Consider the following 25,730-nt stretch of genomic DNA (forward strand, 5'->3'; position numbering starts at 1 on the left):
TATTATGATATGTTTGAAAACCATTTTTGAAAATAGGCTCCTACTAATGGCATTGGTTTTGTTTCTCCTTTTATAGCGGTAAAAATTCCGTAGGACCACAAAACAGAAATGCAAATCCACATAGGTGCCGAAATCAGTAAACTATCAAAGTTACTGATAATCAATCCTAATGATATAAATGTAAGTGTAATGCCTAATCCTTGACGAATATGAAAGGAAGCAAAAGCATTTTTGTCATCGGCATTCATGGACATTGCTATGAAAACACCAATACCTAAAATATAACTTGTTATGGCTGCGGTTTTTCCTGCCTCGATACTATTGTTCATTTTTTTATACTAAAATTATTTTTTTCTGATTCACTATTCCGTAAACTTTTCCTTTGATTTCTAATCCTAGAAAAGCGGAATTTTTTGATTTTGACAAGATGTTTGATTTGGTGAAAATACTTTTCCCTTCTGGATTGAACAAGGTGATATTCGCTTTTTCTCCTTCAGCGATGGGATCACTTTCGATACCAAAAGTAGATTTTCCTTCAGTCAATTTTTCAATTATAGTTTCTAATGGTAAAACGGTCATCAAAGCGCCAAAAGCACTTTCCATTCCTATCGTTCCGTTTTTTGCGGTATCGAATTCCATTTTTTTATGCTCAATATCTATCGGGTTATGGTCCGATGTAATCATATCAATCGTCCCGTCTTTTATTCCTTTTAATAATGCCTTTCTATCGGTTTCAATTCTCAATGGAGGTGTAACTTTATATCTGGTGTCAAATTCTTCTAAAGTTGCATCGGTTAAAACCAAATGATGCACCGCAACGCTACAAGTTACATTCAATCCTTTGGCTTTAGCGTCTTTGATTAATTGAACTGATTTAGCGGTAGAAATGGTTGGAATATGTAATTTTCCTCCGGTATATTCCAGTAGAAATAAATTTCGTGCAATTTGGATTTCTTCGGCAAGATTTGGGATTCCTTTTAGCCCTAATTGGGTAGAAACAATACCTTCATTTGCCACTCCGTTTCCTTTTATTTTGTCATCTTGTGCAAATGCAATGACTAATCCATCAAAATCCTGCACGTATTGCAAAGCAATTTTGAGTAAATTGGCATTGTCCAAACTTTTATTATAATCTCCGAAAGCTACGGCACCCGCTTTTTTCATATCGAATAATTCGGCCATGTCGTTTCCTTGGCTCTCTTTGGTCAAAGCACCAATAGGGAACAACTGGGTAGCAAATCCTTGGGCTTTATTCAATACAAAATTAACTTGTGATTGATTGTCAATAATAGGGAAGGAGTTGGGCTGCAATGCAATTGCAGTAAAACCACTTTTTGAAGCAGTTTTAAGTCCGTTTTCAATAGTTTCTCTGTCTTCATAACCAGGTTCTCCTAGCGAAACACTACTGTCAAACCAACCTTGTGAAATATGTAAATTATCGAGTTTTATCTCCTCAGCATTTTCTGAATTTGGAAGAGAAACTCCAATTTTTTTTATAAAACCATCAACAATTAAAATATCTAAAGTCTTGTTATGAAAAGGACTTTTTGAATCAATAATTTTGGCGCCTCTGATGATTATTTTCATAAGTATTTTTTAATTATTTGAACTTCGCTATTTATTTCACGAATCTTATAATCGCCATTTCGGTCAGTAGAAATAACAGTGCAAAGATAACAAACCATTTCCAAATTTGATTATCGGTTTTGTTAGTTTGTAATGTGTCAAAAAACGTTGCGGTAGAATCAATTATTTTGTAGTCAGAAAGGAGGTTTTCATTGGCTTGGGCCAAATTACTTTCGGTCCGATTGTAATTGAAACTGATGTTTTCCAACCACTCTTTTTTGTTATATATTTCAAAATTTCCAGCTTGTTCAGGATAGTCATTGAAAGTTAGTTGCACTTTATTATTGAGGATTTTTTGAATAGGAATAAATTGTTCTTCTGAGTTTTTTACAGTTAAAATATCATCCTTATTTAAAGTCGCGTCAGTCAGATGCGGATTGTTATCACCTATTGTCAATGCATTTACGTTATTGTTCTGGTTATTTATAGCCATTTTATAGAATGTAGGAACAATTAAAGGTGATTGCTGGAAATTTGAATTTACAGTATTGATAGGTGCCGAAAAAACATAAACTGCCGAAACAGCATTTTGCACAGATGCCAAGAAAACACTTTGATCTTCATAGGATAAAGCAGCAGGACTTGAACTGGATAGTATGAATGAATTTTTTGTTTTTGGATATTGAAAATTGTTAACCTTATTCTCAAAAACGGAGCTGAATAAGGGATGGTTAAAATTGATTTTTGTAATTAGTTTCTCTTTATTTTCGAAAGAATTGAATTTTAAGTTGCCAAAATTCATCACGAAGGAATTCATATATACAGAGGCAGCTAGGGCAGATGGAATCACAATTAGATTGCCTCCTTTTTCTACGAATGATTTTAAGGTGGTTTGCAACGCTTGTGGAATTTCGTCCAATTCGTTCAAAACAATTGCGTCTTGATTTTGCAGGTTATTGTAATCGAGTGAACTAATAGTGGAGTTACTATAAACAAATTCATTGCTAGTATAAATTCGGGATAGAAAACTACTTTTTTCGGCTTCTCCAATACTGACAACATTGATTTTTTTAGTTTTCGAAATACTAAAATAGAAGGTATTGTCATACGCTAAACCATTGTCCACAATAGAAACATAACCGTGAAAAGTTTGTTTTGGAATAGTAAAAAGAATATTCTTTTTCTTTGTTTCAAAATTTATATTTGTTTTAGCAATGAGCTTATTTTGATTGTATAAAGCAATTGGAATAGCTGAAAAATCTTCGCCGTAACCGGTTAATTCAATGCTGAGTTCGTAAAAATTATCCGTTGTTCCCTTGATGAAAACACTGTCAATAGAAACATTGTTTTTTTGCTCTGCTTTTGGAATTATAAATTCTGGAGTGTCGTTTTTATCAATGTTTATAAGCTGTTTGTTGTCTAATCCCACCGCATCGGTTATGATCACTATATCTTTTTTGAAAGCAGATTTATGAGCTTTTATCTTTGCCATTAAATTATCTAATTGGAACGGCATTGCACTGTATTTAAGGTTTTGCAAGGTATTCCGAATCGATTTTATATCTGTGTTCCAATAATTTTCAGAATTGGTAAGCAATGAAAAATTTAGATTCTCGGGTGTTTCTTCCAATAATTCCTGTACGGCACGTTTAAGCAATTCCCCCTTTTTTCCTTTGGCTTGCATACTAAAAGAATTGTCCAAGATAATATACATTTCATTGGTCTTATTTTGACTGTCTTTTGCTTTAAAAGTAGGTTGTGCAAAGGCAACAACGATACATGTCAATAGTAATGAACGGCAGGTGAGAAGCAACCATTTTTTGATTTTTGAACTTTTTCGGGTCTGAATGGAAAGCTCTTTTAAGAATTTTACATTAGTAAAATATTCTTTTTTGAAACGGCGTAATTGAAATAAATGAACCAAAATTGGAACAATCAATATCAATAGAAAGTATAAAATTTCGGGATGTTTGAAATACATTCGGAGGATGAGTTTACTTCACTTGGTTCTGTTTTCAATGCACTTCATTGAATCGTATCATTCAAAAATACAAATTTGTTGACAATTTTGAGAGAAGATGTTATAAAATTTTATAGGAACAAACTAAAGGCATTCATTCTAAATTTATTATGTATTTTTAACTTTCGAATAAAAATATCTAATGATGAAAAAAATATTTTCCATTTTCCTAATAATTTTAATAACAGCGGTAGGGCAAGCCCAAAAAAACAAACAAAATTTGATTATTGGAACTTACACCAATAAATGTGAAAGCAAAGGAATATATGTTTATGATTTTGATTCGAATACAGGAAGTTTTAATTTCAAAAATGCTACTGAAAATGTCATAAATCCAAGTTATTTGACGGTTTCAAAGAACAATAATTTTATCTATTCCGTAAACGAAAATGGTGCCGAAAGTACGGTCAGTTCTTTTGGATACAATTCTTCGAATGGGAAATTGAACCTTATTAATAAACAAAGTTCAAAAGGAGCGGATCCATGTTATATAATTAATGACGATAAAAATGTAATTGTTGCTAATTATTCAGGCGGAAATATATCCGTTTTCGGGAAAAATCCTGACGGAAGTATTAGTGAAGCCAAGCAAGTAGTGCAACATTTTGACAAAGGTATAAACACCAAAAGACAAGAAGGTCCGCACGTGCATATGGTTCATTTTTCTCCAGATAAAAAGTTTGTTTTGTCTAATGATTTAGGGAATGATAAAGTGTATTCGTATCAATACAATCCAAATTCATCTACTGCAATCCTTAAAATTAAAGACAGCGTTTCTGTGAAATCTGGCAGCGGACCAAGGCATTTGACGTTTAGTAATGATGGGAAATATGTTTATTTATTGCAAGAATTAGATGGCTCATTAACGGTTTTTAGTTATTCAAACGGGATTCTGAAAAAAATGGAGGAAACCACTATTTTAGCTAAAGGTTTTAAAGGAACCTTCAGCTCAGCAGATATTCACATTTCGCCTGACGGAAAATTTTTATATGCAACAAATAGAGGTGAAGCAAATACCATTTCAATTTTTAAAATCCTAAAAAACGGAAAATTAGAGTCAAAGGGACAAACGAGCACTTTGGGGAAAGGACCTAGAAATTTTGCGATTGATCCATCGGGGAATTTTCTTTTGGTGGCGAATCAATATACAAATGATATTGTAATTTTTAAGCGAAATAAAAATACGGGAGCCATTGCAGATACTGGAAAAAGAATCATGTTGTGTTCTCCAGTTTGTTTGGTATTTACGAAGAATTAGATTTCTTTTAAAAGTAAATGACAATAAAAAAGGCTAAAAAACGAATTTCATTTTTTAGCCTTTTCACTTTTGGACCTTCGACAGTCTTATTTGTTCTTGTCTTTCCTTTTCTTGTCTCTGGTTTTTAACATATTTCTGTTGACTGATCCGTGTGTCTTTTTCTTAGTTACACCAGGTCCACCCAAATTGACTTTCTTGTTCTTTTTACTTTTCTCTTGAAAAGCACCGTCTCCATCCAATTTTTGTTTTTTCATCATAAATTTAATCGGCTGTCTGTCTTTTTCAGGTTCGATTAATTTTGATGATATTTCAACTGTTTCTGGGAAAGGTTCGATTGCCAATTCCATATTCATCAGTACTTCTATTTCTACTTTGGATTCTTCTTCACGAGGAGCGATCATACTAATTGCCTTACCTTTAGCATCTGCACGACCCGTTCTACCTATTCTGTGCATGTACAATTCAGGTAATTCAGGCATTTCAAAGTTGACAACATGGGTAATATTGGAAATATCCAAACCTCTTGCCATAATATCTGTGGTAATCAAACCACGTAAATTTCCTTCTTGAAAGGAAGCCATGGTGCTCAAACGATAATTTTGAGATTTATTAGAGTGAATTACCCCAAACTGATCTTCAAAATCTTCCTCGATGCGTTCGTGAACCATATCTGAAATCTTCTTGTTATTTACAAATACCAAAACGCGACTCATGTCCTCGTTGTTTTGTAATAAATGTTTTAGAAGGTTTATTTTGGTATTGAAATTGGGAACTTGATAGGCAGTTTGCTTAATGTTCTCCAATGGTGTTCCTGAGGCAGAAAGCGTGACCTCTTCCGGATAATCAAAATAGTCATTCAAAATCGCATCGACTTCATCAGTCATCGTTGCCGAAAAAAGAATGTTTTGACGTTTTTTAGGCATCATGGCCAAAATAGATGTCAATTGAGTACGGAAACCTAAATTAAGCATTTCGTCAAATTCGTCGATTACCAATTTTTGCATTTCTTCGAAACGAATAACATTATCCAGCGTTAAATCCATGATTCTTCCTGGAGTACCCACTAGAATATCGCAACCTTTATAGACAGCTGTCTTCTGAGTGTTGATGTTTACACCACCGAAAATCCCAATCGTTCGAACTGACATGTATTTAGTCAATTTCTCCACTTCTTCCACTACCTGTACTACAAGTTCACGCGTAGGAACCAGAATTACTATTTTGGGAGTATGTCCTGGAGTAAATTTATATAATTTTAATAAGGGTAGTAAGTATGCAAATGTTTTACCGGTACCAGTTTGAGCAATACCCATCATATCTCTTCCCGACATTATTACAGAAAAAGTTTTTTCCTGAATAGGAGTAGGAGTAGTAAATCCTAAATCGTCTATTGCTTTTTGTACGGATTTAGGAAGATTGAATTGCTCAAAAGTAGTCATTTGCTTAAATTTTTTGCAAAGATAGTCTTTTTGAAAGTAATCACAGAATAAGATTTTAAACTATTGACAATAAGGTATTTGCAATAGTAATTCGCTTTTCGATTTAAGATTTACTAAATCATTTTTTCTACTTAAATTTAAGTTCCCAAGATAAATTAAGGGAATAAACCCAAAAGTAGTTGCCTGGATCAAATATTATTTCTTGGTGTGCAACAGCAAATTGGGTTCCCCAAGCATTACGTTTATTTGAGCTAGAAAAATAATATCCCAAATTAATTTTTTGCGACTTTAAATTTATGATTGAGGCTTCATTTCCATTAAAATTAAACTGATTGTTTTCAGGCGAAAATCCAATTCCTAATGCTATGCCTAGATAATTGTCGGCATCACTGCGGTATTTTCGGTATTCCATGGTTCCAGAGCTGCTGGTTCCAGCACCACCAGGCGTTATGTAAGGCCGAAATGACCAATAGCTATTTCCATAATACCAACCCACAGATCCAGTATATATAGTAGTGGTAGTACTATATTGTAAAGTTCTGAATCCTAAGGAAACTTCAAAACTTTTTGGTAAAGATTTGTACAATTCTGCACCAAATCTAACATCTGGAAATAGAAAAGAATTTGACAAACCTATATTTACATAGGCATAGAGTCCTTTTAAAATTTTCGGGTACAGATCGACTTCATATTGTAACCCATTTTCATTAAATCTTCTATTGAAATTTACTTTCGCTATTATACTTCCGTATTTTGTTTGTCGGCCATATTTAAAAGTATGATACTGCATTGGATCGAATACATCCGAGTACAAATCAACGGTTGAATTAATTCCTACAGCATTTTTGCTGAGTATTTTATTTAAGCTGATTTTGTAATCTTTGGCTTTTTGATCTTCTGGATTTTTATCCAATGCCAGTTGTATAGTGTTTAAAGCTTCTAATGAGTTGTTTGTTTTTTCTTGAGCACTTGCTTTCAAGTACAAAAGTTCGCCATCCTCAGGGAAAATTTTCAATGCATTTTCAGTCTTTTCCAAGGCAAGATATGGGAAATCTCCCCACAATTCATTTTTTATTGCAGCAATCCAAGTACTTTTATTTTTAGTATCTTTCTCTAAAACATAAGCAAACTCTTTCCTTGCTTTTTTATATTCACCATCCCAAGAATATGTTGTCGCCAAAAATGACCGTATTTCGTGATAATCCGGATATTTGGTTAGAATGAATTGCAGCGTATCTTGTGCCTGTTTGCGTTGTTGATTGAAAGCTAAATTCCGAGCTGTTTCAAAAGAAGTATCGGGATTACCATTATAAATTTTTTGTTGCCCTTGCATTTGAAAAACGCAAGAAACGGCCAGTATAAAAGTTAGTTTAATAACTATTTTTGAAATCATTTTTTCAAGGATTTTTTAAAAGTTAAGTAATTGTTATTTTCAGAGTGAATTTTTAAAAGGCTATCAATGGTTTTATTTGCATCTTTGATATTATTTACTCGCTTGTATGCTTGTGCCAATTTGTATCCTAATTCGGGATCATTTATTTGATTGGCTAATGCTTTTTTACCAATTTCGACTGCTTTTTTATTTTGGCTTGACCACCAATATACATCCATTATGGCTAAGTAAGAGTCACCATAAAAAGGGGTTCGGTTTATCACTTCCAATAATTCTATTTCTGCATTTTTATAATCACCATCCCAAGCTAATGTTCTTCCTTTCAGAGTTCGTACGTCCCCGTAATTCGGCAAGTCATTTAAAACATAATTGCATAATAATCGTGCTTTCTCTCGTTCTTTTTTAAAGGCTAAATCTCTGGCTAGAAAGAAAATTTGATCGCGATCCAATCCTTTTGTTAATTTTTTTATTGTCGAAAGTTGCTCAGGTGTAAATGCATAAGCAGGTTTTATAAAGTTGGAGGCAACTTTAGTAATTTTATTTTTCGTGGTTAAGTAAGAATTTAATTTTTTGAAATCGTTAAAAGAACTGGTTATCGTTTCCCTCATATCATCGTTTGTCTCACTAATATTAAAATTTTCATCGATTTTGAATAGATTTCCATCAGAATAATAAAAGTCTTTGTAGATATAATCATTGATGCTTCCTTTGTATCTCATTAAAGGAATGGTATGAATATTTCTAAATTCTCTAACGGTGTCCAAGCCTTGACCAATCCAAGTCGTTTTTTCTATTTTATTGAGTTTATAATTATTCGTTAAAAAAGAAACTAAACTTGGCGTAACATCAGTGTGTGAAGAAATGGATTTGAATTTTGCCGTTTTCTTCAACATAGGACTAAAAATATATAGTGGTACATGAAAACGGGATATGTTGTCTTTTTGGGGGATTGGGATTAACCGATGATCTCCCGTAATTATAAAAATAGTATTGGCATAATCCGTTCTTTTAGAATACGCTTCCATAAAACTTTTTAGAGAATTATCAGTGTATAAAAGACAGGAAAAAATGTCTTTGTATTCACTCATTCTATTTTGGTCTAAATATGATTTTGTTTTTAAAATCCGTTCCACTTTTTCTAAATAAACCTTTTTAGAAGGAAAATCAAAAGGTTCGTGATTGGTAAGAGTCATTATGATATCCAATCGCGGTTCTTTTTTAGTTTTTAATTCCGCCAGTGTTTTTCGGTATATTTCAGCATCCGGAAAACCCCAAGAGAATCCACCAGAATTTTCCTTTGTTTTTACATAACCAGGTCCAAATTTATTGATATCGATGATTTTATCGATGCCATTATATTCTAGAAAATTACTTTTTCTGTCAAATGTAGATTCATCACCAGAATAATAAGTGGTCGTATATCCATTGGATTTCAAAATGCTAATTAGTGAATTGTGTTTAGGTAGGGGATTCAATTCCATAAATCCATTTTCTCCAAACGGTAATGAACCCATTAATGAAGGTAATGCGCCAAATGTTCTTCCTGCATTACTGACGAAGTTTTCCCAATATAGCGATTTTGAAGTCAATGAATCCAGATAAGGAGTAAAGCCTTTATATTCCCCATCGTCAGTAAAATCACTTCCAAGTCCCTCCATGATAATAAAAACTACATTTGGCTTTTCTTTTTGAATGTTAAAAAAAGGACCAAGTACATCTTTAGTATCCTGAGATGGTTTTTCTAACGGAAATTCTTTCTTAAAAGTGAGATTACCTTCAGAAGCGGAAGCCTTATCGTTTTGAGTTCTTATGATGTCGCTCAATAAGAAATTTAATTTATTCTGTGATGCAGGTTTGTGACTGCTGGCAATCAAAAAATTTAAACTTCCAAAAATCAATAAGCATAAAAGTATAATTTTGGTATTGATTTTATGTCCAAATAAATGGAACAACCGTATCAATCCCAGAAAAAGAATAGGAAGTACGATAAAAGGTAAAAAAGTCAGGAATGACAGTGATAAAGATGCCGTAACAGTAGTGTACATATCGCTCAAAGAATAGCCTAAAAGATCAGCACCAAGGTTGATATGCGTGGTGAGACTATAACCTATTAATGCCAGTTGAATGATCAAAATAATACAGAAAAGTATTTTAATAACGATTATTCCTAAAGGATTTTTAATATATTTTAATAATAAATACAGCGGAAAAAATAATAATCCGATTAATAATCCCGTAAAAAAATCATTCAGTAATTTGTAGACAAATGCTTGTAAATTAAAATTTTTGAATATTTCAATTAAGCTTAACAAGCAAAAAATAATTATTAAGGAAACCGTTGAATAAATATATTCTAAACTATTTTGGTAAAAGTATTTATCTTTCATTTATGTGTTTTAAAATTTTAGGCTTTTGTCATTCCTTTTCTGGTCATAGCTCCCCATCTCTTTTTTTTGTTGAAATAATAATCTTTATTTCCAACGATAGCTGCATATAAGATGAACGGATGGATAACAAAAGGTTCCAAAAAAGCGATTACTACCATCTTAAATCCAGTTCCTTTCTTTTTATATTGATGATAGGTAAGTTCTTCAGAAATAACAGCTGCGATTGAAAATAATACAGTGAATAAATAAGCTAAAGCTATAAAGGCAATAGTGTAATCCCATCTCACTTCATTATTAAAAATAAGATATGCAAAATATATTACACCTAATACCTCTACTATTGGTGCCAATCTTTCGAATAAAAACCAATAAGGATAGCTCAGCGTACCCATAGAACTGTATTTTCGTTTAAATCCAATTTTTCTGTGCTTTCTAAGGGTTTCAATAGTGCCTCGTGTCCATCTGTTTCTTTGGGAAATAAATGTTTTGTAGTTGTCAGGTGCTTCTGTCCAACAAAGTGGGTCTGGAATATAAGCCACTTTATATTTGAGTTTCTTTTCTTCCATATACCTTCTCATCCGAACAATGATCTCCATATCCTCTCCTACAGTATTAATGTCATATCCTCCAACATCAATAGCTATTCTTTTATCAAATAAGCCAAAAGCACCGGAAATAACCAGCAACCCATTTAACCTGCTCCAAGCCATTCTGCCCAATAAAAAAGCTCTCAAGTATTCTAGAATTTGCCCTTTTTCCAACATTTTTTCAGGAAGGTTGACATCAAGCAATTTACCTTCTTTAATAACACATGAATTGGCAATTCTGATTACACCTCCCGCAGCTATAACCTTTGTATCAATAGCTTCCAAAAAAGGTTTTATTAATTTTAAAAGTGCATCTTCAATCAATAAACAATCAACGTCTATACAAGCAACATATTTATTAGTGCTAATATTGAGTCCCATATTCAGTGCATCTGCTTTTCCTCCATTTTCTTTATCAACAACTATCAATTTTTCAAAGGCAGGATTTGTCGATTTATAAATTCCGTTTCTTAATGGTTGTGTTGGAATTTGTTCATTGATAAGAAAATCAACGGGAATCAGGTTATAAGCCGCTATAAGTTTTTCAAGGCTGTCATCTTTACTTCCATCGTTTATAATAATTACATCATAATTTGCATAATGACATGAAAGCAATGATCTTACATTTTCAATAATATTTAGACTTTCATTATAGGCAGGTGCAATAATTGATATAGAAGGGGAGATATTTGAAGATAATATTTTGTTGTAATTAACGGACTTGTTTTTTTTCATGTATTCAATAGTCTCAAATACAGATATAATACCCAATATGATATACGAACCTATAATGGTAAAGCTATATAAAAAAAATAAAAAATGGATGAGGGAAGTCATGTTTTGTGCTTGAAAAAAATTAGTTTGATTCTATATGTTTTACGATTCTCACAAATTCAGGTTCTACTGTCAAATTCTTAAAAGAGTTGAATTCGTTAATATTTAAGTTTTTTAAAATTTTAAGGGCAGAGAATTTGATTTCGAAATTTGTATTAAGGATATGTTCTAGAATAAAAGGTTTATCCGTTTTTTCATATAAATTTTCCAACATCTCAAAAAAAACAATTTGTTCTTCTAAAGTGAGTTTTTCAAAATTATTTTTCAAAGTTATTTTTGCCTCAATAATATTTAAATAGCTTAAAAGATGAATAGCATGAATCCTGATCTTTATATTTTCATGATTCAAAAGTGCAATTAATTCGTTTTTAGCTCCATATTGGTTGTAGATTTTAGCGAGTTTTAATGCAAAAAACACTACGGATTCATTAGGAGAGTTTAGCCATAATTTTATATCTGAAACCTTTTGGTTATTATTTAAGTGTAGTACTTCCAATAATTGAATTTGGTCCCATTCGGATATTGGGGTTGTGATGTGATTTAAAAAATCAAGCCCTTCAAAATGAAATAAATTGACTAGGTACAACTGCATGGCACTACGTACTTGTATTTTGGGATGATTAATATGTATTTTAATTTGATCTTGAACCTCTTTTACATGAAAAAGTGTCACTTCTCTGATTCCGTCAGCAATGATGTTCCATTTTCTATTTCTTAGTTTAGCTAATGAATAATCTAAAAGGCCTGTGTGAATATAAAGCTTATGAATAGATTCAGCCATTTCTCCAGAGATTTCATAGCTTAACTTCAATAATGTTGAAATTAAAATATCTCTTTTACAAGGTTCCGAAATAGTTGATTTTAATTCATCAATGATTGATTGTTGTTCATCACTTATTTCATCCCTTTCATCTCCTGCATATAAATAATTTATAACAGCAGTTTCATATTTTTTTTCTAATTCGCTTCTTAATCGGTCATTCTTCCTTAAAATGCTTCGTAGATATTTCAGGTATATTATGATGATGAAAAGTAAAAAAATAATGATAACAATAGAAGTCCAAACTATTTGAATTATTAAAGGAGATTGTTCAAAATTTTCAATAAAATAATTATTTTGAATCATATTATTTAACGCGGACGTGTATCTGTAAATTATTTTAATATCCTTTTTACTCTATTCACTAATTCATTTGGACTAAAAGGTTTAGTCATAAAATCAGTAGCTCCTAATTTGAATGCTTTAATTACTATTTCTTCCTGCCCAGATGCCGAAAAAACAATTATGGGCGTTTGACTTTTCAATGTGTTTCTTACATGACTGATGACTTCCAGTCCACTGATGAAAGGCATCATAATGTCGGTTAATATTAATTCTGGATTATGTTGCTCAATTAGTTCAATCGTTTCCTTTCCATTCTCCGCAATAAGCAGTGAATACCCCTCTTTTTCTAATCTGAATTTAAGCAGCATAGAAAGCATTGAATTATCTTCTGCGAGTACAATTTTTTTCATGTAATTATAGTGTCATAACTTTAGTTGAATATTAATTAATTATTCTACTATTGTATTCTTGATAGCTTCTGTTTTGGTTTCATGATTTCAAATAATTATTAATACCTACTTATAAAATAAATATTTAAAATGCTTTAATCAATAAAATATAAAATAAACATCATTTTTAATTACCTATTTAATGTGAAATTAACACAATTTTATTTAACGAAATCGATTAAACGTCGTTATAATCGATGAAATGCATAAACGAGATCTAAAAGCAGGAATAAAGCTGTAAAATATTCAAATGTAGATTTTTAAATGATTTAAAAAAAATATTTGGGGTTTAAAAAAAACAATTTATCGATAATAACACTAATTTAAAACCCTTCAAAAACCCCTAATCCAAATAAAGCAAAATCATATTTAACCGGATCCGTTGAATCTAATTTCCGGAGTTGTAAATCTAATTCCGCTAATGCTTTTCCATCATTATGTTTTCGGGTTAGTAAACCTAATTTTCTAGCAACATTCCCGGAATGCACATCCAAGGGACAAGATAAAGCGGCTGGAGATATGCTTTTCCAAATTCCTAAATCAACGCCTTTATTATCTTGTCGAATCATCCACCGTAAATACATGTTTATTCGTTTCGCTGCCGAATTATTTAAAGGATCAGATATATGCTTCTGAGTTCTGTATTGATGGGGAACTTCAAAAAATATTTTTTTGAATTCATGAATGCTTTTTTGCATAGATTCTAGTTCCTTAAATTTATTAAAAACAGTTTCTAATCCTCCATGATTTTGATAAACATGTTTCAAACTTCTAATAAAACTAGCAAAATCCTGTGCATTGAAAGTGCGGTGTACAAAAGATTCTAATTGCTCTAAATTATTTTCGTTATGAGACATTACAAAATCGTAGGGCGCATTTCCCATCAAATCCATCATTCGATGTGAGTTTTTGATAATCATTTTACGATTTCCCCAAGCAATTGTAGCACTCATAAAACCGGCAATTTCGATATCTTCCTTTAGAGAAAACAAATGTGGAATTTGTACGGGATCGCTTTCTATGAAGTCGACTGTGTTGTATTGAATAACTTTTTCGTCGAGAAAATCTTTAAGTTCTGATGAATTCATTTTGTTTAAAGTTGAAAGTTTAAAGCGGTTTGTGTTTTCAAATGAACCTTAAACTTGAAAATTTTCACTTTTTTAATTACTAATTTGTCCGTCCACCATGATTAATTTTCTGTCAGCCATATTTGCTAATTCTTCATTGTGAGTGACAATCACGAATGTTTGTCCCAATTCAGCCCTTAGTTTAAAAAACAGCTGATGCAAATTTTCTGCCGATGCCGTGTCTAAATTTCCTGAAGGTTCATCGGCAAAAATGATTGCTGGTTTGTTGATTAAAGCTCTAGCAACAGCAACACGCTGTTGTTCTCCTCCCGAAAGTTCGTTAGGTTTGTGGTTCAGTCGATGTGAAAGCCCAAGATAGGTTAATAACTTTTCAGCTTCAATTTCAGTTTCTTTTTTTGACTTATTAGCAATGAAGGCAGGAATGCAAACATTTTCCATCGCCGTAAATTCAGGTAGTAATTGATGAAATTGAAAAATGAAACCTAAATTCAAATTTCTGAATTTGGACAAAGTTTTGTCATTCATCTTCAGAATATCTTCGTCGTTGATTCGTAATTCTATTTCATTTTCAACGGTAGGTTTGTCTAAAGTTCCAAGAATTTGTAATAATGTTGTTTTTCCGGCTCCCGAAGCACCAACGATAGATACTATTTCCCCTTTTTTAATATGTAAATCAACTCCTTTTAACACATGAAGTTGATCGTAATATTTATGTAGATTTTTGGCTTGTATCATTTTGAAAATATTTGCACAAAGAAACAAAGATTTTCATGATTATTAAATGGATACAATAGATATTTCCTTTCACAAATTATAAACTTTAGTTAATATGGATTAGTCACGTGTTATTAATAGATTAAATTTGAGTTTAAAATTATTTTTATCCAAAGGAATATATTTGATTCTTATTGAAAAAAAATAGAAAACTATAAAAATGGAATTACAAAACGAAGTAGAAGTTGCCACATTGGCAGGAGGTTGTTTCTGGTGTACTGAAGCAGTTTTTCTAGAATTAAATGGAGTGAAAAGCGTGGTTTCTGGATATATAGGTGGTAAAACGCTAAATCCAACATATAAGGAAATTTGTAACGGTGACACAGGTCATGCAGAAGCAATTCAGATTACTTTCGATCCTAATGTGATAAGTTTCGGCGAATTGTTGGAAATATTTTTTGCAACACATGACCCAACAACCTTAAATCGTCAAGGAAATGATGTGGGTACGCAATATCGAAGTGAAATTTTTTATAATAATGAGGTTCAAAAGCAAGTATCAGAAGAATATATAGCTTTGCTGACCAAAGAAAATACCTTTGGAAAACCAATTGTAACAACAATATCATCGGCGTCAAAATTTTATGAAGCGGAAGATTATCATCAAAATTATTACAACCAAAATAAGGAACAAGGCTATTGTAGTTATATAATTACACCAAAAATGGAAAAGTTGAAAAAAGTGTATAAGGATAAACTCAAAAAATAATTGGCATTGAATTTGTATCTTTTTATGAAAATTATTTTTTAATAAAAATTATGGAAGCATTGCAAATTGATAAAACAGTTAATAAAAAAAGAAACCTAATGCTGGGACTAGTGTTCGATGCTATAGGTATGCTGTCGTTTACTATTCCTTTTATTGGAGAATTTTCCGATGTTGTTTGGGCTCCAATAGCAGGTTATCTAATGACAGTAATGTATAAAGGAACAGTAGGAAAGGTAGGCGGTGTATTTGCATTTTTAGAAGAAATATTGCCATTTTCAGATTTTATTCCGTCATTTACTCTGACCTGGATTTACAATTATTTGATAAAAAAACAAAACGCCCAGTAATTGAGGCGTTTTTTTATTCTTTAAATAGAAAGTTGAATCCCATTCTTTTTAGCATTTTCTTCTCGAATGCCCAAAAGAATTTGAATTGTCCAAAAACAAATCCTATCGCCACTAAAAGTACCTGATATAATGGGAAAATGAGGAGCAGTCGAATAGGAGTGAACAAATAACCTAAGTCTCCTTTTGTAATTCCCAGCCAGAAACAAACTGGTTTTGACAACCAAGCGGAAGTCGAACCTGTAATTGCAAAAACAATAAATATAATTGTGAGTTGAAAATTGGTTTCAATTCCCCAACGTCTTTTTAAATCGTCCATCTTTATTTATAATGATTACAAATATAAGAAGATTATCTCGGGGGTACATAACCAAAAAGTTTTTGTTTGTAGGTATTTTGAAAATAAACCATGTAATTATAGATTAAATAATTTACCTCATATCCATAATCAATGTTAGTATCGTAATTGATGGTCATTTCATATAAGTTTGGGCTGTAACGCATGGGTTGTAACACACGAATGTTGTATTCGCTTACCCATGCTCGGTTTTTGCCCTCTAAATAACTTTGGGAATAAAAACCGCGAGGGTATGTATTGGTAATAATCCAACTGCTAAAACCAGGATCAATAATCAAGACTTCATATTCTAGTTTATCATTTGCAATCCTTACAGTGTCACTTTTTGTACCCGTTAGTTTGTTCTTATCGGTTACAGTTGACTTAGAAGTAGTGCAGCCAATTAGAATACAAAAAATAACTGCTAATATATAAATGGAATTTTTCATGATATAAGAATAACACATTAAAGTTACAAAAAAACAAACGACTGATCACTAGTTTTTTTTACATACAAAGAAGTCATTTATTTGACGTATGACACTTCCATAATTGAATATTGTTATCCTATTTTCCAAAAAGCTTGCCCAATAATCCGCCTATTCCACTACGGTTTTTTGTTACGGCGTCAATTGCATCTGACATGTCTACTTTACCATCTGCATTTTGGTCTAAGCCAAATTGACTTCCATATTTTGAAATAGCATCCATAATATTCGAGTTTTGACCGCTCCCGCCAGAGATTGCATTTACTATATCCGAAATTTGAAAACTGGAATCATTAGTATCCTTTGCTCTACTAACTAGAGAACCTATAACTTTCGGAATCATGCCTGTGGCAACTCCAGAAGCGACCTCATTACTTAAACCAAATTTTTGACCAAGATTTCCTGTAAGTTGTTCGGTAAGTTTTTGAACAACGGGATTTGAACTATCCTGAGCATTGTTTCCCTGAAATAAAGCGGCAAGCTGTTCTACGCCGCCTTCTGAAACGATTTTTTTAAGTCCCGAAATAATAGAACTACTGGCTTCATTCATTACAGCCTGATTATTGTCATTTGGAATAGCATTATTTTCCACAACTGCTTCTTTACCAAATTGTTGTACTAACTGCGTTAATTGTTCAAACATGAGATTAAAGATTAGATTAGTAATCAAATTTAATAAAAAAAAGGGACTTATTAAGCAAGTTAATAAATCCCTTTTATTATTTAATGCGGAAAACTATTTCAGTAAACTGATTATTTGTGAAGCTAACTCAGTACCAATTCTATCCTGAGCTTCACCTGTTGCAGCACCAATATGAGGAGTCAGCGAAATTTTATGATTCATCAAGATAGCCATTTCTGGAGTTGGTTCGTTTTCAAAAACATCTAATCCAGCGAATAATACTTTTCCGCTGTCTAATGCTTTTACTAAGGCAACTTCATCAATAACACCACCACGAGCACAGTTTACAATACCTACGCCATCTTTCATCATAGCCAGTGCTGCCTCACCAATGATATAACCATCTTGAGCAGGAACGTGTAAAGTGATGAAATCAGATTCCTTGAATAAAGATTCAAGTGATTGAGAAACTATTGTAGTCGTGATGGATTGTCCGTCAAAAAATTCAACTTTAACATCAACTTGCGGGATAAAACTATCGGCAGCAATCACTTTCATTCCTAATCCTAAAGCCATTTTAGCGGTAGCCTGGCCAATGCGGCCAATTCCAACTATTCCTAGAGTTTTCCCTCTTAATTCAATTCCGTTTGCGTACGCTTTCTTCAAGCCATCAAAGTTGGTATCGCCTTCAAGAGGCATGTTTCTGTTAGAGTCATGTAAAAAACGAACCCCAGAAAATAAATGTGCAAAAACCAATTCGGCCACTGATTCTGATGAGGAAGCAGGCGTATTGATTACGTGAATACCTTTGCTTTTAGCATAATCCACATCAATGTTATCCATTCCTACACCGCCACGACCTATTATTTTCAATCCTGGGCAAGCATCAATAATATCTTTACGAACCTTAGTTGCGCTTCTTACTAAAACTACCGCAACGTTGTTTTCATTTACAAAATTAGCTACTTGCTCTTGTGCCACTTTTGTTGTTATAACTTCAAATCCACCTTTTTCTAAAGCTAGAATTCCACTTTTTGAAATTCCGTCATTGGCTAATACTTTCATTTATTTTTTATTTAAAAATTGAATCATTTAAAAATTAAAAGATTCAATATGGATTATTTTAATGGATACATTAAATGTTTAAAAATTGCTTTTTCAAATCTTTAAATCATTCAATTATTTAATTTTAAATCTTTGTTTCCAATTCTTTCATTACATCTACTAATACCTGAACACTTTCCAAAGGAAGTGCATTGTACATAGATGCTCTGTAACCACCTACCGAACGGTGTCCCGGTAATCCGGAAATTCCAGCTTCTTTCCACATTGCATCAAATGTTGCTGCATGAGCTTCATCATTCAACAAGAAAGTAGCATTCATATTGGAACGATCTTCTACAGCTGCTGCACCTTTAAATAATGGATTTCTATCTATTTCTGCATAAAGCAAAGCTGCTTTTGCATTGTTTATTTTTTCGATTGCAGCAACACCGCCAAGATTTTTCAACCATTGCAGCGTCAATAAAGACGCATAAACAGGAAAAACAGGTGGCGTATTGTACATACTTTCTGCTTTGATATGTTTGGTATAATCCAACATGCTTGGGATTATTCTACCATTTTTACCTAAAATTTCCTCTTTCACAACAATCAAAGTCGTTCCTGCGGGGCCCATATTTTTTTGAGCTCCTGCATAAATCAAATCAAATTTCGAAAAATCTAATACTCTTGAAAATATATCAGAACTCATATCGCAAACAACAGGAATATCAGTTGATGGAAATTCCTTCATTTGCGTACCAAAAATAGTGTTGTTACTGGTGCAATGGAAATAATCTGCATCACTCGGAATTTCATATCCTTTTGGAATATGATTGTAGTTTTCTTCTTTTGATGAAGCGACAACAACAGTATCACCAAAAAGTTTTGCTTCTTTTATAGCTGCTGATGACCAAGTTCCCGTATCAAGATAAGCGGCTTTTCCGCCTTCTTTCATCAAGTTATAAGGGGCCATGATAAATTCTAAACTAGCTCCGCCAGCAAGGAACAAGGCTTGATATCCTTTGCCTTCAAGGCCTAAAAGTTCTAGAGCAAGTGTTCTGGCTTCTTCCATAACAGCAACAAAGTCTTTACTTCTGTGCGAAATTTCTAAAATGGATAAGCCGGAATTATTAAAGTTTAAAATTGCTTGTGCTGATTTCTCAAAAACTTCTTGAGGTAAAATACAAGGTCCTGCGCTGTAATTGTGTTTTTTCATGGTGTAGTTTATGTCCAAAAATGTAAGATGCAAATTTCGGGAATAGGACTTTAAAAAGCGTTAAATATTTCGGAATTATTAAACATTTTTTGATGATGTTGTTAACAAAAATGAAATAGTATCGATGTTATCTGCATAATTCCATAATGCAGGTTTTTGGGTTTGTCCAAAATCAATGCTGTTTTCTATAATAGAATCACTTACAATGCATTGAATTTGCTCGCTTTCCGATTGTAATCGAATTTGTAAATCATTGATGTCTTCATAGTATTCATAAAAGACGCTAGAAATAGGAGAGGCGTGACTTTTATCTTCTTTTAAAGTTAAAAAACCATTGTCTAACAATTTAAAATTACTCATCAGGAAAACAGCTTTATTGTAGTCATAGTTATTAGCGTATTTTTCATAATGAATCACATCTTGGTATTCGAAAATAGCTTCAAAAAAAGCAACGAAAGAGTAGTCTTTTGGGACAAAAAGCTTGGAGACATTACGGCATCCTAAACCAAAATATCTAAAAATATCTTCACCCAGCGCACTAAGTTGTTCTCTAGTTTCATTGCCATTTAACACCGCAATAGAGTTTCTGCTTTTTCTAATTATGGAAGGCTTATCTTTAAAATAATATTCAAAATAACGAGCTGTATTATTACTTCCAGTTGCTATAACCGCATCAAAATTTTCAAGTTTTCCCTCTACAAAATTTATTTTAGCGGCAAATTCGGGCTCTATTGCTATAATGTATTTGGCCAAAAAAGGCAGTAAATGTTGGTCATTCGACGAAGTTTTCACCAATACAGTATTACCAGTAATCAACACCGATAAAAAATCATGAAAACCTACTAACGGTATATTTCCAGCAAGAATTAAAGCAATATTTTTCGATACGTTTTCCCCTAAATCATACTCAGAAAGCCATTGATTTAAATTTGCTTCCGTAAGAGCTTCTGCCCAAGATTGTATAGAAAAATAAACTTGTTCTGGGGTGTACCATCCATTATGGGATTGCGATAATTTTATTAAAGCGATGAAATCATCAAAAAAAATATTGTTGTATAAAACAGTAGGTTTTTTAATCGTATTGTCTTCAGAAAATTGACTTAAGAATTTTCCTAATTCAACAAAAACACTTTTTTTTGTTTCTAATGTCATTATGTTTGCTTATGAATAGTTTTGATTGTAATTTTGCACAAAAATAAGCTATAATAAGTTATAAGTCAAAGGAGAAAAAATTGTTCTACGGTTTAAACTCATAACTCATAACTTTTAACTCATAATTAATAAAAGATGGCAATTATAATAACTGATGAATGTATAAATTGTGGCGCCTGCGAGCCAGAGTGCCCAAATACAGCAATATACGAAGGCGCAGACGATTGGAGATATAAAGACGGAACAAAACTTAAAGGTAAGGTAATTTTACCTGATGGAACGGAAGTTGACTCTGATGAGGCTCAAACGCCAATTTCTGATGAAGTGTATTACATTGTACCTGGAAAATGTACAGAATGTAAAGGTTTCCATGATGAACCGCAATGCGCCGCAGTTTGTCCTGTTGACTGCTGTATTCCTGATGATAACCATGTGGAAACGGAAGAAACATTGTTAAATAGACAAGCATTCTTGCACAACGAATAAATGTGAATTTTTATTTAACACACAAAAAAAATCCTGTTCGACAAGCGAACAGGATTTTTTATTGATTTATAATGTGAGTTCTACTGTTTGACAATAATATAAGTAGTAACCGTTACTTTGTCTGTTTTGTCATCGTAGGATTCTAAAACTAGATTTCCATTGGCATCAAAATAACCGTATGAAGTAGCGTTTTTTGTTCTGAAAATATAATTATTGTTTGATGTTCTTCTTAAAATAGCTTCTTTTTTACCATCTGGTAAAAACATTGTGTAACCGCTGGTATCAGTAGCTACTTTATATTTTTTCCCTCCTAAATTATAGTAAGCAGATCTGTCAACTTCAATAACTTTAGTTACACCATCAGCAGATACAGCTGTAGTTGCAGTTACTTGAACGGGAGATGCTTGGATGTCTTTATTTAAGACATTAGAATCTGCATCTTTTAACTCAACATTTTGAACTTCTTTAATTTCTTGAGTTTTAATTATTTTTTTTTCTCCTTTAGAATCTTTCGTTGTTAAAACATTAGTTTTCACTTCAGTTTTTATATTCGTATTCTGAGCTTGAATATTTAATGTAAATAAAAAAGCTGCCATTCCTAACATTATAATTTTCATAATATTTAATTTTAATGATTTGTATCTTGTAAAGATATAGTTAATTGGTAGTAAGTTTGTTGTATAATTTTTTCGAAAAATTACAATATTCACACAAGAAAAAATTGAACATTTAATTAGTTTTTTTCCTTGCCGCGATAACATAGGTATCATAAGCATATGTTTTTCTATCAATAGTTTTGATTATTTCGAAACCATTTAAATAAAGAAATAACTGCATTTCATTTAACGTAAATACACGAACTGTTGAAAAATCATCTGCTATTATTTCTTTATCGCCATCTTTAATCGTGTAATATTGCGCTGTCCATTCCAACATAAAGTTTTCTGCTGAAGTTGTTTTCCAAATGCTATCTCTTAAATAAGTTGTTCCTTCATATTCCGCTTGATGAATAATGACTGGGTTTTCTTTGGTAAAAGGAATATACCGATTGGCGTCAATAAAATCAAAAACAACAATTCCGTTACTTGTTAAATTCTTATAAATGGATTCAAAAGTACTATTTACATCATCATTCGTAATCATATAACTAGTAGAACGACCTGTAATTAGTATGGAATCCATAGGTCTTTCAAGCTCAAATTCTCGCATGTCTCCATGAATAAAAATGCAGTTTTTATTCCTTTCTTTGGCGATAGCAATCATACTGTTACTGTAGTCTAATCCCGTGTAATCTTGCTGATTTTCTTGGAATCTTTTAGCGAGATTGCCGGTTCCACTACCTATTTCCAGAATGGTTTTGCAATTGTTTTCTTGGATTAAACTATTATAAAAATGATATTCTTCATCATAATCAATGAATGTTTGGTACATAGCATCAAAAATTGCCGCCATTTTTCCGTCATAAAGATTTGTCATGATTTATATATATATACTATAAAATTAAACAAAATTGCGATATAAAAAAAGGGCTATCTTTCGACAGCCCTTTTTCAAATTATTCGACAACCGAATTAGAATTTGTAGTTCAAAGATAAATTAAACATAGTTCCTAATTGACTGAAGTGTGATCCATCATAAGTTGTTTTATCATAACGACCATTGAAAGTAATCAAATTGTATTGATTTTTTACTTTTGCAGGATCATTTAACAATGCTGTTCCAGCAGCGTTTTCAGCTACAAATTTCCATTCTGGTAACACGTTCAATAAATTATTTACATTTAAAGATAAAGTTAATTTGTCTGATGCGGAGAATGTAACTCCTAAATCTGTAACAATTTTTGGAATAAATTCAGTTTTTAAGTTTGCATCTAAACCATCTTGGTCAAAAGTAGTTTTTCCGAAATAAGTGTTATTAAGAGAAAATCCAAATTTCCCGATTTCATAATTTGCACCTAAAATCCACTTTGTTACCGGTCTAGAAGTAAACATTAAAGATTCAAGTGTTTGTCCAAAATTATTACTTTTTACTGGAGAGATTCTTTCATTTTTGAAAGTAACGTTTCCGGATAAGTTAAATCCTAATTTCCCTGCTCCCAATAATACGTTGTTATAGTTTGCTACTACATCTAAACCTGAAGTTCTAGAATCAAATGAGTTTTCAAACCAGGCAACTGTTCCAAATTGTGTATCAATTTTATCCCCTAAAATGATACGGTCTTCTACTTTAATGTTATAGTAATCAACCGTGAAATTAAAGTTTTTTGAAGGTTTCGCTCCCACACCAACTGTTACGTTAGTCGATTTTTCAGGAGTTAATCTAGGAATTCCTAATATACGTGCTTGAGGTGAAACATTATTAATAATACCGCTCACTTGAATACCTGATCCAGGAACAAAAGAATATTGTGATTTTTGAGTATAGATTTGGTGTAATGTTGGTGCTCTAAATCCAGTAGATACGGAACCTCTTAATGTGATTTTATCCTCAGCAAATTTATATCTAGAACTTAATTTCCAAACTGTAGCTCCGCCAAAATCACTATATTGTTCATGACGAACAGTACCGTTTATTAAGAAGTCTTTTGTTACGTCGTATGCTAAATCTAAATAACCACCTAAATTATAACGATTCCATTTACCTGAATTTTCTGGTCTGTTTCCAGCGAATGAATCAGCTCCAATGCCTTCCCACGACGCTTTGTCGCCTTCAATTACTTCGAAATTTTCAGTTCTGAACTCCGATCCGAAACCGATGCTAACTTTATCAGATAATACTTTTGAGATATCTAAATTCCCAACAATATGATTGAAAGATGTTCCTCCTGGTTTGAATGAAATTGGGCTGTTTTCTAGGTAAACATTTTGTCCATTTGAATCTTTAATGTTAGATCTGTTGAAAGAATTCTCTACAGAGTAATCTTGTTTGTTTCCACCAGTAGTAATACTTACATCAGTATTCCACCCATTCATTTTTGATTTGTAACCCAATGTTGCATTGTAGTCATTCAAATCTCCCGTGAAAGTGGGTACATAACCTTTGTACGAAGCTGGAGTCCCATCTCCAAAGAAGTCTTTCAAGAAAGGATAATCGGATAAAGTTCTCCAATATGGTGTTCTGTAATTAGCAAATGAGTTTACTTTTTTGTAAACATATGCAGCGTTATAATATAATTGTGTGTTTTCTGATAAGTCAGATCCACCATTTATTAAGAATTTTGCTGCAGTAGTTTCTGGCGCGCCATTGATATTACCAGCATCAGGATATTTCGCAAGGAAAGCTTGAACATCTGAAAGAGAAGCTCCAAAATCCCCTGCATCGCCAGCAGCGTCAACTTTACCAGGTCTATTAGACAAATTAACTTTAGAAAAATCTACAGTATAATTTAAAAATCCTTTAGTCCCTACAGTTGTTCCGTTGTTTAAACTCACACCTAACATTTCTCCGTCACCTTCTGAAGTTATTCCACTTCTCACAGTAACTGATCCATTAGCGGCACTCTTTTTCAAAATAATGTTCATTACTCCTGCAATCGCATCAGATCCGTATTGTGCAGATGCACCATCACGAAGAATCTCTACTCTTTCGATAGCGTCAGTAGGAATTGCAGAGATATCTGCACCTGTTTCCCCACGTCCTGGAGAGGTTTGTACATAAAGTAAAGAACTTAAGTTTTTACGTTTTCCGTTGATTAGGATTAAGGTTCTACTTGGTCCCATATTTCTAATTTCGTATGGATCAAGTAAGGAAGTCGCATCATTAACAGGCGTTTGAACCGTGTTAAATGATGGAATTTTGTACTGTAATGCCTTATCAAAAGAAGCTTGACCGGTTGAAGCCAAATCTTTTGAAGAGATCACATCAATAGGAAGCGCAGTAGTAGTGTTACTCCTAGGTGCAGTTCTTGTTCCAGTAACCACAATCTCGTCTAGCGCTTGTCCACCTTCCTCAGATAAAACAACATCAATTGTGGAACTTGTTGCTTCTTTTTCCAATTTAGAAAAACCAACGTAACTGAAGACCAATGTGGCTCCGTCTTTAACCTTGATTTTATAGGCCCCATCAATATCTGTTGAGACGCCGTTGTTTGTTCCTTTTTCGATGATGTTAACGCCAGGCAGAGCAGCGCCAGAATTATCTTTTACAACGCCGGTGATTTCTTTTTGTGCAAAAAGAAAACTGACATTAAGCAGTAAAAATAGTAATGCAATTTTTTTCATAATAAGTTGTGTTTGGTTTATTGTTAAGTCTAATTTCTTATGCAATATAATTTTTTTTTTAACAAAACATTAAGGATAGCGGTTTTTTTTATAAAAAAGTTATTAAAATTATTTTAATGCTCCGTTTTTTGAAGGGAATATTTATTATAGCTTATATTTGCAAACTTTTAAAGTAAACACTAGAACGAATAGCAGTAAATGCTATCTGTAAA

24 protein-coding genes are annotated in these 25,730 nt (G+C 32.5%); 4 read left to right on the forward strand and 20 right to left on the reverse strand.

What is annotated here, in order from left to right:
- Nucleotides 1-2 precede the first annotated feature (2 nt).
- From H4V97_RS14425 to H4V97_RS14435, 3 genes are read right to left on the reverse strand one after another with little or no spacing between them, the layout of a single operon-like run.
- On the reverse strand, nucleotides 3-329 hold the full coding sequence (locus tag H4V97_RS14425; protein ID WP_209550072.1) for a hypothetical protein: 327 nt from the start codon (nucleotides 327-329) through the stop codon (nucleotides 3-5).
- Nucleotides 330-333: 4 nt separating this feature from the next.
- Nucleotides 334-1,587, reverse strand: coding sequence for a dihydroorotase (locus H4V97_RS14430; protein WP_209550073.1), 1,254 nt, complete (start codon nucleotides 1,585-1,587; stop codon nucleotides 334-336).
- A gap of 31 nt (nucleotides 1,588-1,618) precedes the next feature.
- Nucleotides 1,619-3,547, reverse strand: a complete 1,929-nt coding sequence (locus H4V97_RS14435) for a vWA domain-containing protein (RefSeq protein ID WP_209550074.1) — start codon at nucleotides 3,545-3,547, stop codon at nucleotides 1,619-1,621.
- Nucleotides 3,548-3,731: 184 nt separating this feature from the next.
- Here H4V97_RS14435 and H4V97_RS14440 point away from each other — a divergent pair, with 184 nt between their 5' ends.
- Nucleotides 3,732-4,844, forward strand: a complete 1,113-nt coding sequence (locus H4V97_RS14440; protein ID WP_209550316.1) for a lactonase family protein — start codon at nucleotides 3,732-3,734, stop codon at nucleotides 4,842-4,844.
- Nucleotides 4,845-4,930: 86 nt separating this feature from the next.
- On the opposite strand, the gene H4V97_RS14445 is transcribed toward H4V97_RS14440, so the two are convergent.
- The 8 genes from H4V97_RS14445 to H4V97_RS14480 all read right to left on the reverse strand — a co-directional run bounded on the left by H4V97_RS14445 (nucleotide 4,931) and on the right by H4V97_RS14480 (nucleotide 14,861).
- Complete coding sequence (locus tag H4V97_RS14445; RefSeq protein ID WP_209550075.1) at nucleotides 4,931-6,283, reverse strand: DEAD/DEAH box helicase; 1,353 nt, start codon at nucleotides 6,281-6,283, stop codon at nucleotides 4,931-4,933.
- Between the two features lie 127 nt (nucleotides 6,284-6,410).
- Nucleotides 6,411-7,676: a YaiO family outer membrane beta-barrel protein gene (locus H4V97_RS14450; RefSeq protein ID WP_209550076.1), complete on the reverse strand. Its 1,266-nt coding sequence runs from the start codon at nucleotides 7,674-7,676 to the stop codon at nucleotides 6,411-6,413.
- The gene (locus H4V97_RS14455) at nucleotides 7,673-10,063 is read right to left on the reverse strand and encodes an LTA synthase family protein (protein WP_209550077.1); all 2,391 of its coding nucleotides are present in this window, start codon (nucleotides 10,061-10,063) and stop codon (nucleotides 7,673-7,675) included. Before H4V97_RS14455 ends, H4V97_RS14450 begins: the two co-directional genes overlap by 4 nt.
- A 17-nt stretch (nucleotides 10,064-10,080) precedes the next feature.
- Complete coding sequence (locus tag H4V97_RS14460; RefSeq protein WP_245345243.1) at nucleotides 10,081-11,385, reverse strand: glycosyltransferase family 2 protein; 1,305 nt, start codon at nucleotides 11,383-11,385, stop codon at nucleotides 10,081-10,083.
- A 121-nt stretch (nucleotides 11,386-11,506) separates the two neighbouring features.
- Nucleotides 11,507-12,610: a hypothetical protein gene (locus tag H4V97_RS14465; RefSeq protein WP_209550079.1), complete on the reverse strand. Its 1,104-nt coding sequence runs from the start codon at nucleotides 12,608-12,610 to the stop codon at nucleotides 11,507-11,509.
- 29 nt (nucleotides 12,611-12,639) lie between these two features.
- Nucleotides 12,640-12,999 carry a response regulator transcription factor gene (locus H4V97_RS14470; protein WP_196849087.1) on the reverse strand — a complete coding sequence of 120 codons (360 nt, stop codon included), beginning with the start codon at nucleotides 12,997-12,999 and terminating at the stop codon, nucleotides 12,640-12,642.
- Nucleotides 13,000-13,361: 362 nt separating this feature from the next.
- Nucleotides 13,362-14,126: a TIGR02757 family protein gene (locus tag H4V97_RS14475; protein WP_196849088.1), complete on the reverse strand. Its 765-nt coding sequence runs from the start codon at nucleotides 14,124-14,126 to the stop codon at nucleotides 13,362-13,364.
- Between the two features lie 72 nt (nucleotides 14,127-14,198).
- On the reverse strand, nucleotides 14,199-14,861 hold the full coding sequence (locus H4V97_RS14480; RefSeq protein WP_196849089.1) for an ABC transporter ATP-binding protein: 663 nt from the start codon (nucleotides 14,859-14,861) through the stop codon (nucleotides 14,199-14,201).
- A 199-nt stretch (nucleotides 14,862-15,060) separates the two neighbouring features.
- Here H4V97_RS14480 and msrA point away from each other — a divergent pair, with 199 nt between their 5' ends.
- Together msrA and H4V97_RS14490 are read left to right on the forward strand one after the other, a co-directional pair.
- Nucleotides 15,061-15,609 (forward strand): peptide-methionine (S)-S-oxide reductase MsrA, encoded by a 549-nt coding sequence (gene msrA / locus H4V97_RS14485; RefSeq protein ID WP_196849090.1) that lies wholly within the window; start codon nucleotides 15,061-15,063, stop codon nucleotides 15,607-15,609.
- A gap of 50 nt (nucleotides 15,610-15,659) precedes the next feature.
- Entirely contained in the window at nucleotides 15,660-15,956 is a 297-nt protein-coding gene (locus tag H4V97_RS14490; protein WP_196849091.1) for a hypothetical protein, read from the forward strand.
- A 13-nt stretch (nucleotides 15,957-15,969) separates the two neighbouring features.
- Here H4V97_RS14490 and H4V97_RS14495 read toward each other — a convergent pair whose 3' ends face one another.
- The 6 genes from H4V97_RS14495 to H4V97_RS14520 all read right to left on the reverse strand — a co-directional run bounded on the left by H4V97_RS14495 (nucleotide 15,970) and on the right by H4V97_RS14520 (nucleotide 20,812).
- The gene (locus tag H4V97_RS14495; protein WP_209550080.1) at nucleotides 15,970-16,272 is read right to left on the reverse strand and encodes a DUF6787 family protein; all 303 of its coding nucleotides are present in this window, start codon (nucleotides 16,270-16,272) and stop codon (nucleotides 15,970-15,972) included.
- A gap of 32 nt (nucleotides 16,273-16,304) precedes the next feature.
- Nucleotides 16,305-16,739 carry a DUF6146 family protein gene (locus H4V97_RS14500; protein WP_209550081.1) on the reverse strand — a complete coding sequence of 145 codons (435 nt, stop codon included), beginning with the start codon at nucleotides 16,737-16,739 and terminating at the stop codon, nucleotides 16,305-16,307.
- A gap of 118 nt (nucleotides 16,740-16,857) precedes the next feature.
- Nucleotides 16,858-17,421, reverse strand: coding sequence for a hypothetical protein (locus H4V97_RS14505; RefSeq protein WP_209550082.1), 564 nt, complete (start codon nucleotides 17,419-17,421; stop codon nucleotides 16,858-16,860).
- 93 nt (nucleotides 17,422-17,514) lie between these two features.
- Nucleotides 17,515-18,465, reverse strand: a complete 951-nt coding sequence (locus H4V97_RS14510; RefSeq protein ID WP_209550083.1) for a D-2-hydroxyacid dehydrogenase — start codon at nucleotides 18,463-18,465, stop codon at nucleotides 17,515-17,517.
- 124 nt (nucleotides 18,466-18,589) lie between these two features.
- Nucleotides 18,590-19,660: a 3-phosphoserine/phosphohydroxythreonine transaminase gene (gene serC / locus H4V97_RS14515; RefSeq protein WP_209550084.1), complete on the reverse strand. Its 1,071-nt coding sequence runs from the start codon at nucleotides 19,658-19,660 to the stop codon at nucleotides 18,590-18,592.
- Nucleotides 19,661-19,738: 78 nt separating this feature from the next.
- Nucleotides 19,739-20,812 (reverse strand): acyl-CoA reductase, encoded by a 1,074-nt coding sequence (locus H4V97_RS14520; RefSeq protein ID WP_196849096.1) that lies wholly within the window; start codon nucleotides 20,810-20,812, stop codon nucleotides 19,739-19,741.
- Between the two features lie 135 nt (nucleotides 20,813-20,947).
- Between H4V97_RS14520 and H4V97_RS14525 the strand changes: the two genes are divergently transcribed.
- Nucleotides 20,948-21,298 carry a 4Fe-4S dicluster domain-containing protein gene (locus H4V97_RS14525; protein ID WP_196849097.1) on the forward strand — a complete coding sequence of 117 codons (351 nt, stop codon included), beginning with the start codon at nucleotides 20,948-20,950 and terminating at the stop codon, nucleotides 21,296-21,298.
- An 80-nt stretch (nucleotides 21,299-21,378) separates the two neighbouring features.
- On the opposite strand, the gene H4V97_RS14530 is transcribed toward H4V97_RS14525, so the two are convergent.
- From H4V97_RS14530 to H4V97_RS14540, 3 genes are all read right to left on the reverse strand, one after another.
- A complete protein-coding gene (locus tag H4V97_RS14530) occupies nucleotides 21,379-21,915 on the reverse strand; it encodes a hypothetical protein (RefSeq protein ID WP_196849098.1) in 537 nt (178 codons plus the stop codon).
- A 112-nt stretch (nucleotides 21,916-22,027) separates the two neighbouring features.
- Entirely contained in the window at nucleotides 22,028-22,774 is a 747-nt protein-coding gene (locus tag H4V97_RS14535; protein ID WP_196849099.1) for a class I SAM-dependent DNA methyltransferase, read from the reverse strand.
- A 95-nt stretch (nucleotides 22,775-22,869) separates the two neighbouring features.
- A complete protein-coding gene (locus tag H4V97_RS14540; protein WP_209550085.1) occupies nucleotides 22,870-25,518 on the reverse strand; it encodes a TonB-dependent receptor in 2,649 nt (882 codons plus the stop codon).
- Nucleotides 25,519-25,730 lie beyond the last annotated feature (212 nt).

The organism is Flavobacterium sp. CG_23.5, from assembly GCF_017875765.1.
In the GTDB taxonomy this organism is placed as follows: Bacteria; Bacteroidota; Bacteroidia; order Flavobacteriales; family Flavobacteriaceae; genus Flavobacterium.

What these genes read in the sequence shown, in the direction of transcription:
- H4V97_RS14425 (WP_209550072.1), bottom strand. Translation starts at nt 329, where the DNA reads ATGAACAATAGTATCGAGGCAGGAAAAACCGCAGCCATAACAAGTTAT.
- H4V97_RS14430 (WP_209550073.1), bottom strand. Translation starts at nt 1,587, where the DNA reads ATGAAAATAATCATCAGAGGCGCCAAAATTATTGATTCAAAAAGTCCT.
- H4V97_RS14435 (WP_209550074.1), bottom strand. Translation starts at nt 3,547, where the DNA reads ATGTATTTCAAACATCCCGAAATTTTATACTTTCTATTGATATTGATT.
- H4V97_RS14440 (WP_209550316.1), top strand. Translation starts at nt 3,732, where the DNA reads ATGAAAAAAATATTTTCCATTTTCCTAATAATTTTAATAACAGCGGTA.
- H4V97_RS14445 (WP_209550075.1), bottom strand. Translation starts at nt 6,283, where the DNA reads ATGACTACTTTTGAGCAATTCAATCTTCCTAAATCCGTACAAAAAGCA.
- H4V97_RS14450 (WP_209550076.1), bottom strand. Translation starts at nt 7,676, where the DNA reads ATGATTTCAAAAATAGTTATTAAACTAACTTTTATACTGGCCGTTTCT.
- H4V97_RS14455 (WP_209550077.1), bottom strand. Translation starts at nt 10,063, where the DNA reads ATGAAAGATAAATACTTTTACCAAAATAGTTTAGAATATATTTATTCA.
- H4V97_RS14460 (WP_245345243.1), bottom strand. Translation starts at nt 11,385, where the DNA reads ATGAAAAAAAACAAGTCCGTTAATTACAACAAAATATTATCTTCAAAT.
- H4V97_RS14465 (WP_209550079.1), bottom strand. Translation starts at nt 12,610, where the DNA reads ATGATTCAAAATAATTATTTTATTGAAAATTTTGAACAATCTCCTTTA.
- H4V97_RS14470 (WP_196849087.1), bottom strand. Translation starts at nt 12,999, where the DNA reads ATGAAAAAAATTGTACTCGCAGAAGATAATTCAATGCTTTCTATGCTG.
- H4V97_RS14475 (WP_196849088.1), bottom strand. Translation starts at nt 14,126, where the DNA reads ATGAATTCATCAGAACTTAAAGATTTTCTCGACGAAAAAGTTATTCAA.
- H4V97_RS14480 (WP_196849089.1), bottom strand. Translation starts at nt 14,861, where the DNA reads ATGATACAAGCCAAAAATCTACATAAATATTACGATCAACTTCATGTG.
- msrA (WP_196849090.1), top strand. Translation starts at nt 15,061, where the DNA reads ATGGAATTACAAAACGAAGTAGAAGTTGCCACATTGGCAGGAGGTTGT.
- H4V97_RS14490 (WP_196849091.1), top strand. Translation starts at nt 15,660, where the DNA reads ATGGAAGCATTGCAAATTGATAAAACAGTTAATAAAAAAAGAAACCTA.
- H4V97_RS14495 (WP_209550080.1), bottom strand. Translation starts at nt 16,272, where the DNA reads ATGGACGATTTAAAAAGACGTTGGGGAATTGAAACCAATTTTCAACTC.
- H4V97_RS14500 (WP_209550081.1), bottom strand. Translation starts at nt 16,739, where the DNA reads ATGAAAAATTCCATTTATATATTAGCAGTTATTTTTTGTATTCTAATT.
- H4V97_RS14505 (WP_209550082.1), bottom strand. Translation starts at nt 17,421, where the DNA reads ATGTTTGAACAATTAACGCAGTTAGTACAACAATTTGGTAAAGAAGCA.
- H4V97_RS14510 (WP_209550083.1), bottom strand. Translation starts at nt 18,465, where the DNA reads ATGAAAGTATTAGCCAATGACGGAATTTCAAAAAGTGGAATTCTAGCT.
- serC (WP_209550084.1), bottom strand. Translation starts at nt 19,660, where the DNA reads ATGAAAAAACACAATTACAGCGCAGGACCTTGTATTTTACCTCAAGAA.
- H4V97_RS14520 (WP_196849096.1), bottom strand. Translation starts at nt 20,812, where the DNA reads ATGACATTAGAAACAAAAAAAAGTGTTTTTGTTGAATTAGGAAAATTC.
- H4V97_RS14525 (WP_196849097.1), top strand. Translation starts at nt 20,948, where the DNA reads ATGGCAATTATAATAACTGATGAATGTATAAATTGTGGCGCCTGCGAG.
- H4V97_RS14530 (WP_196849098.1), bottom strand. Translation starts at nt 21,915, where the DNA reads ATGAAAATTATAATGTTAGGAATGGCAGCTTTTTTATTTACATTAAAT.
- H4V97_RS14535 (WP_196849099.1), bottom strand. Translation starts at nt 22,774, where the DNA reads ATGACAAATCTTTATGACGGAAAAATGGCGGCAATTTTTGATGCTATG.
- H4V97_RS14540 (WP_209550085.1), bottom strand. Translation starts at nt 25,518, where the DNA reads ATGAAAAAAATTGCATTACTATTTTTACTGCTTAATGTCAGTTTTCTT.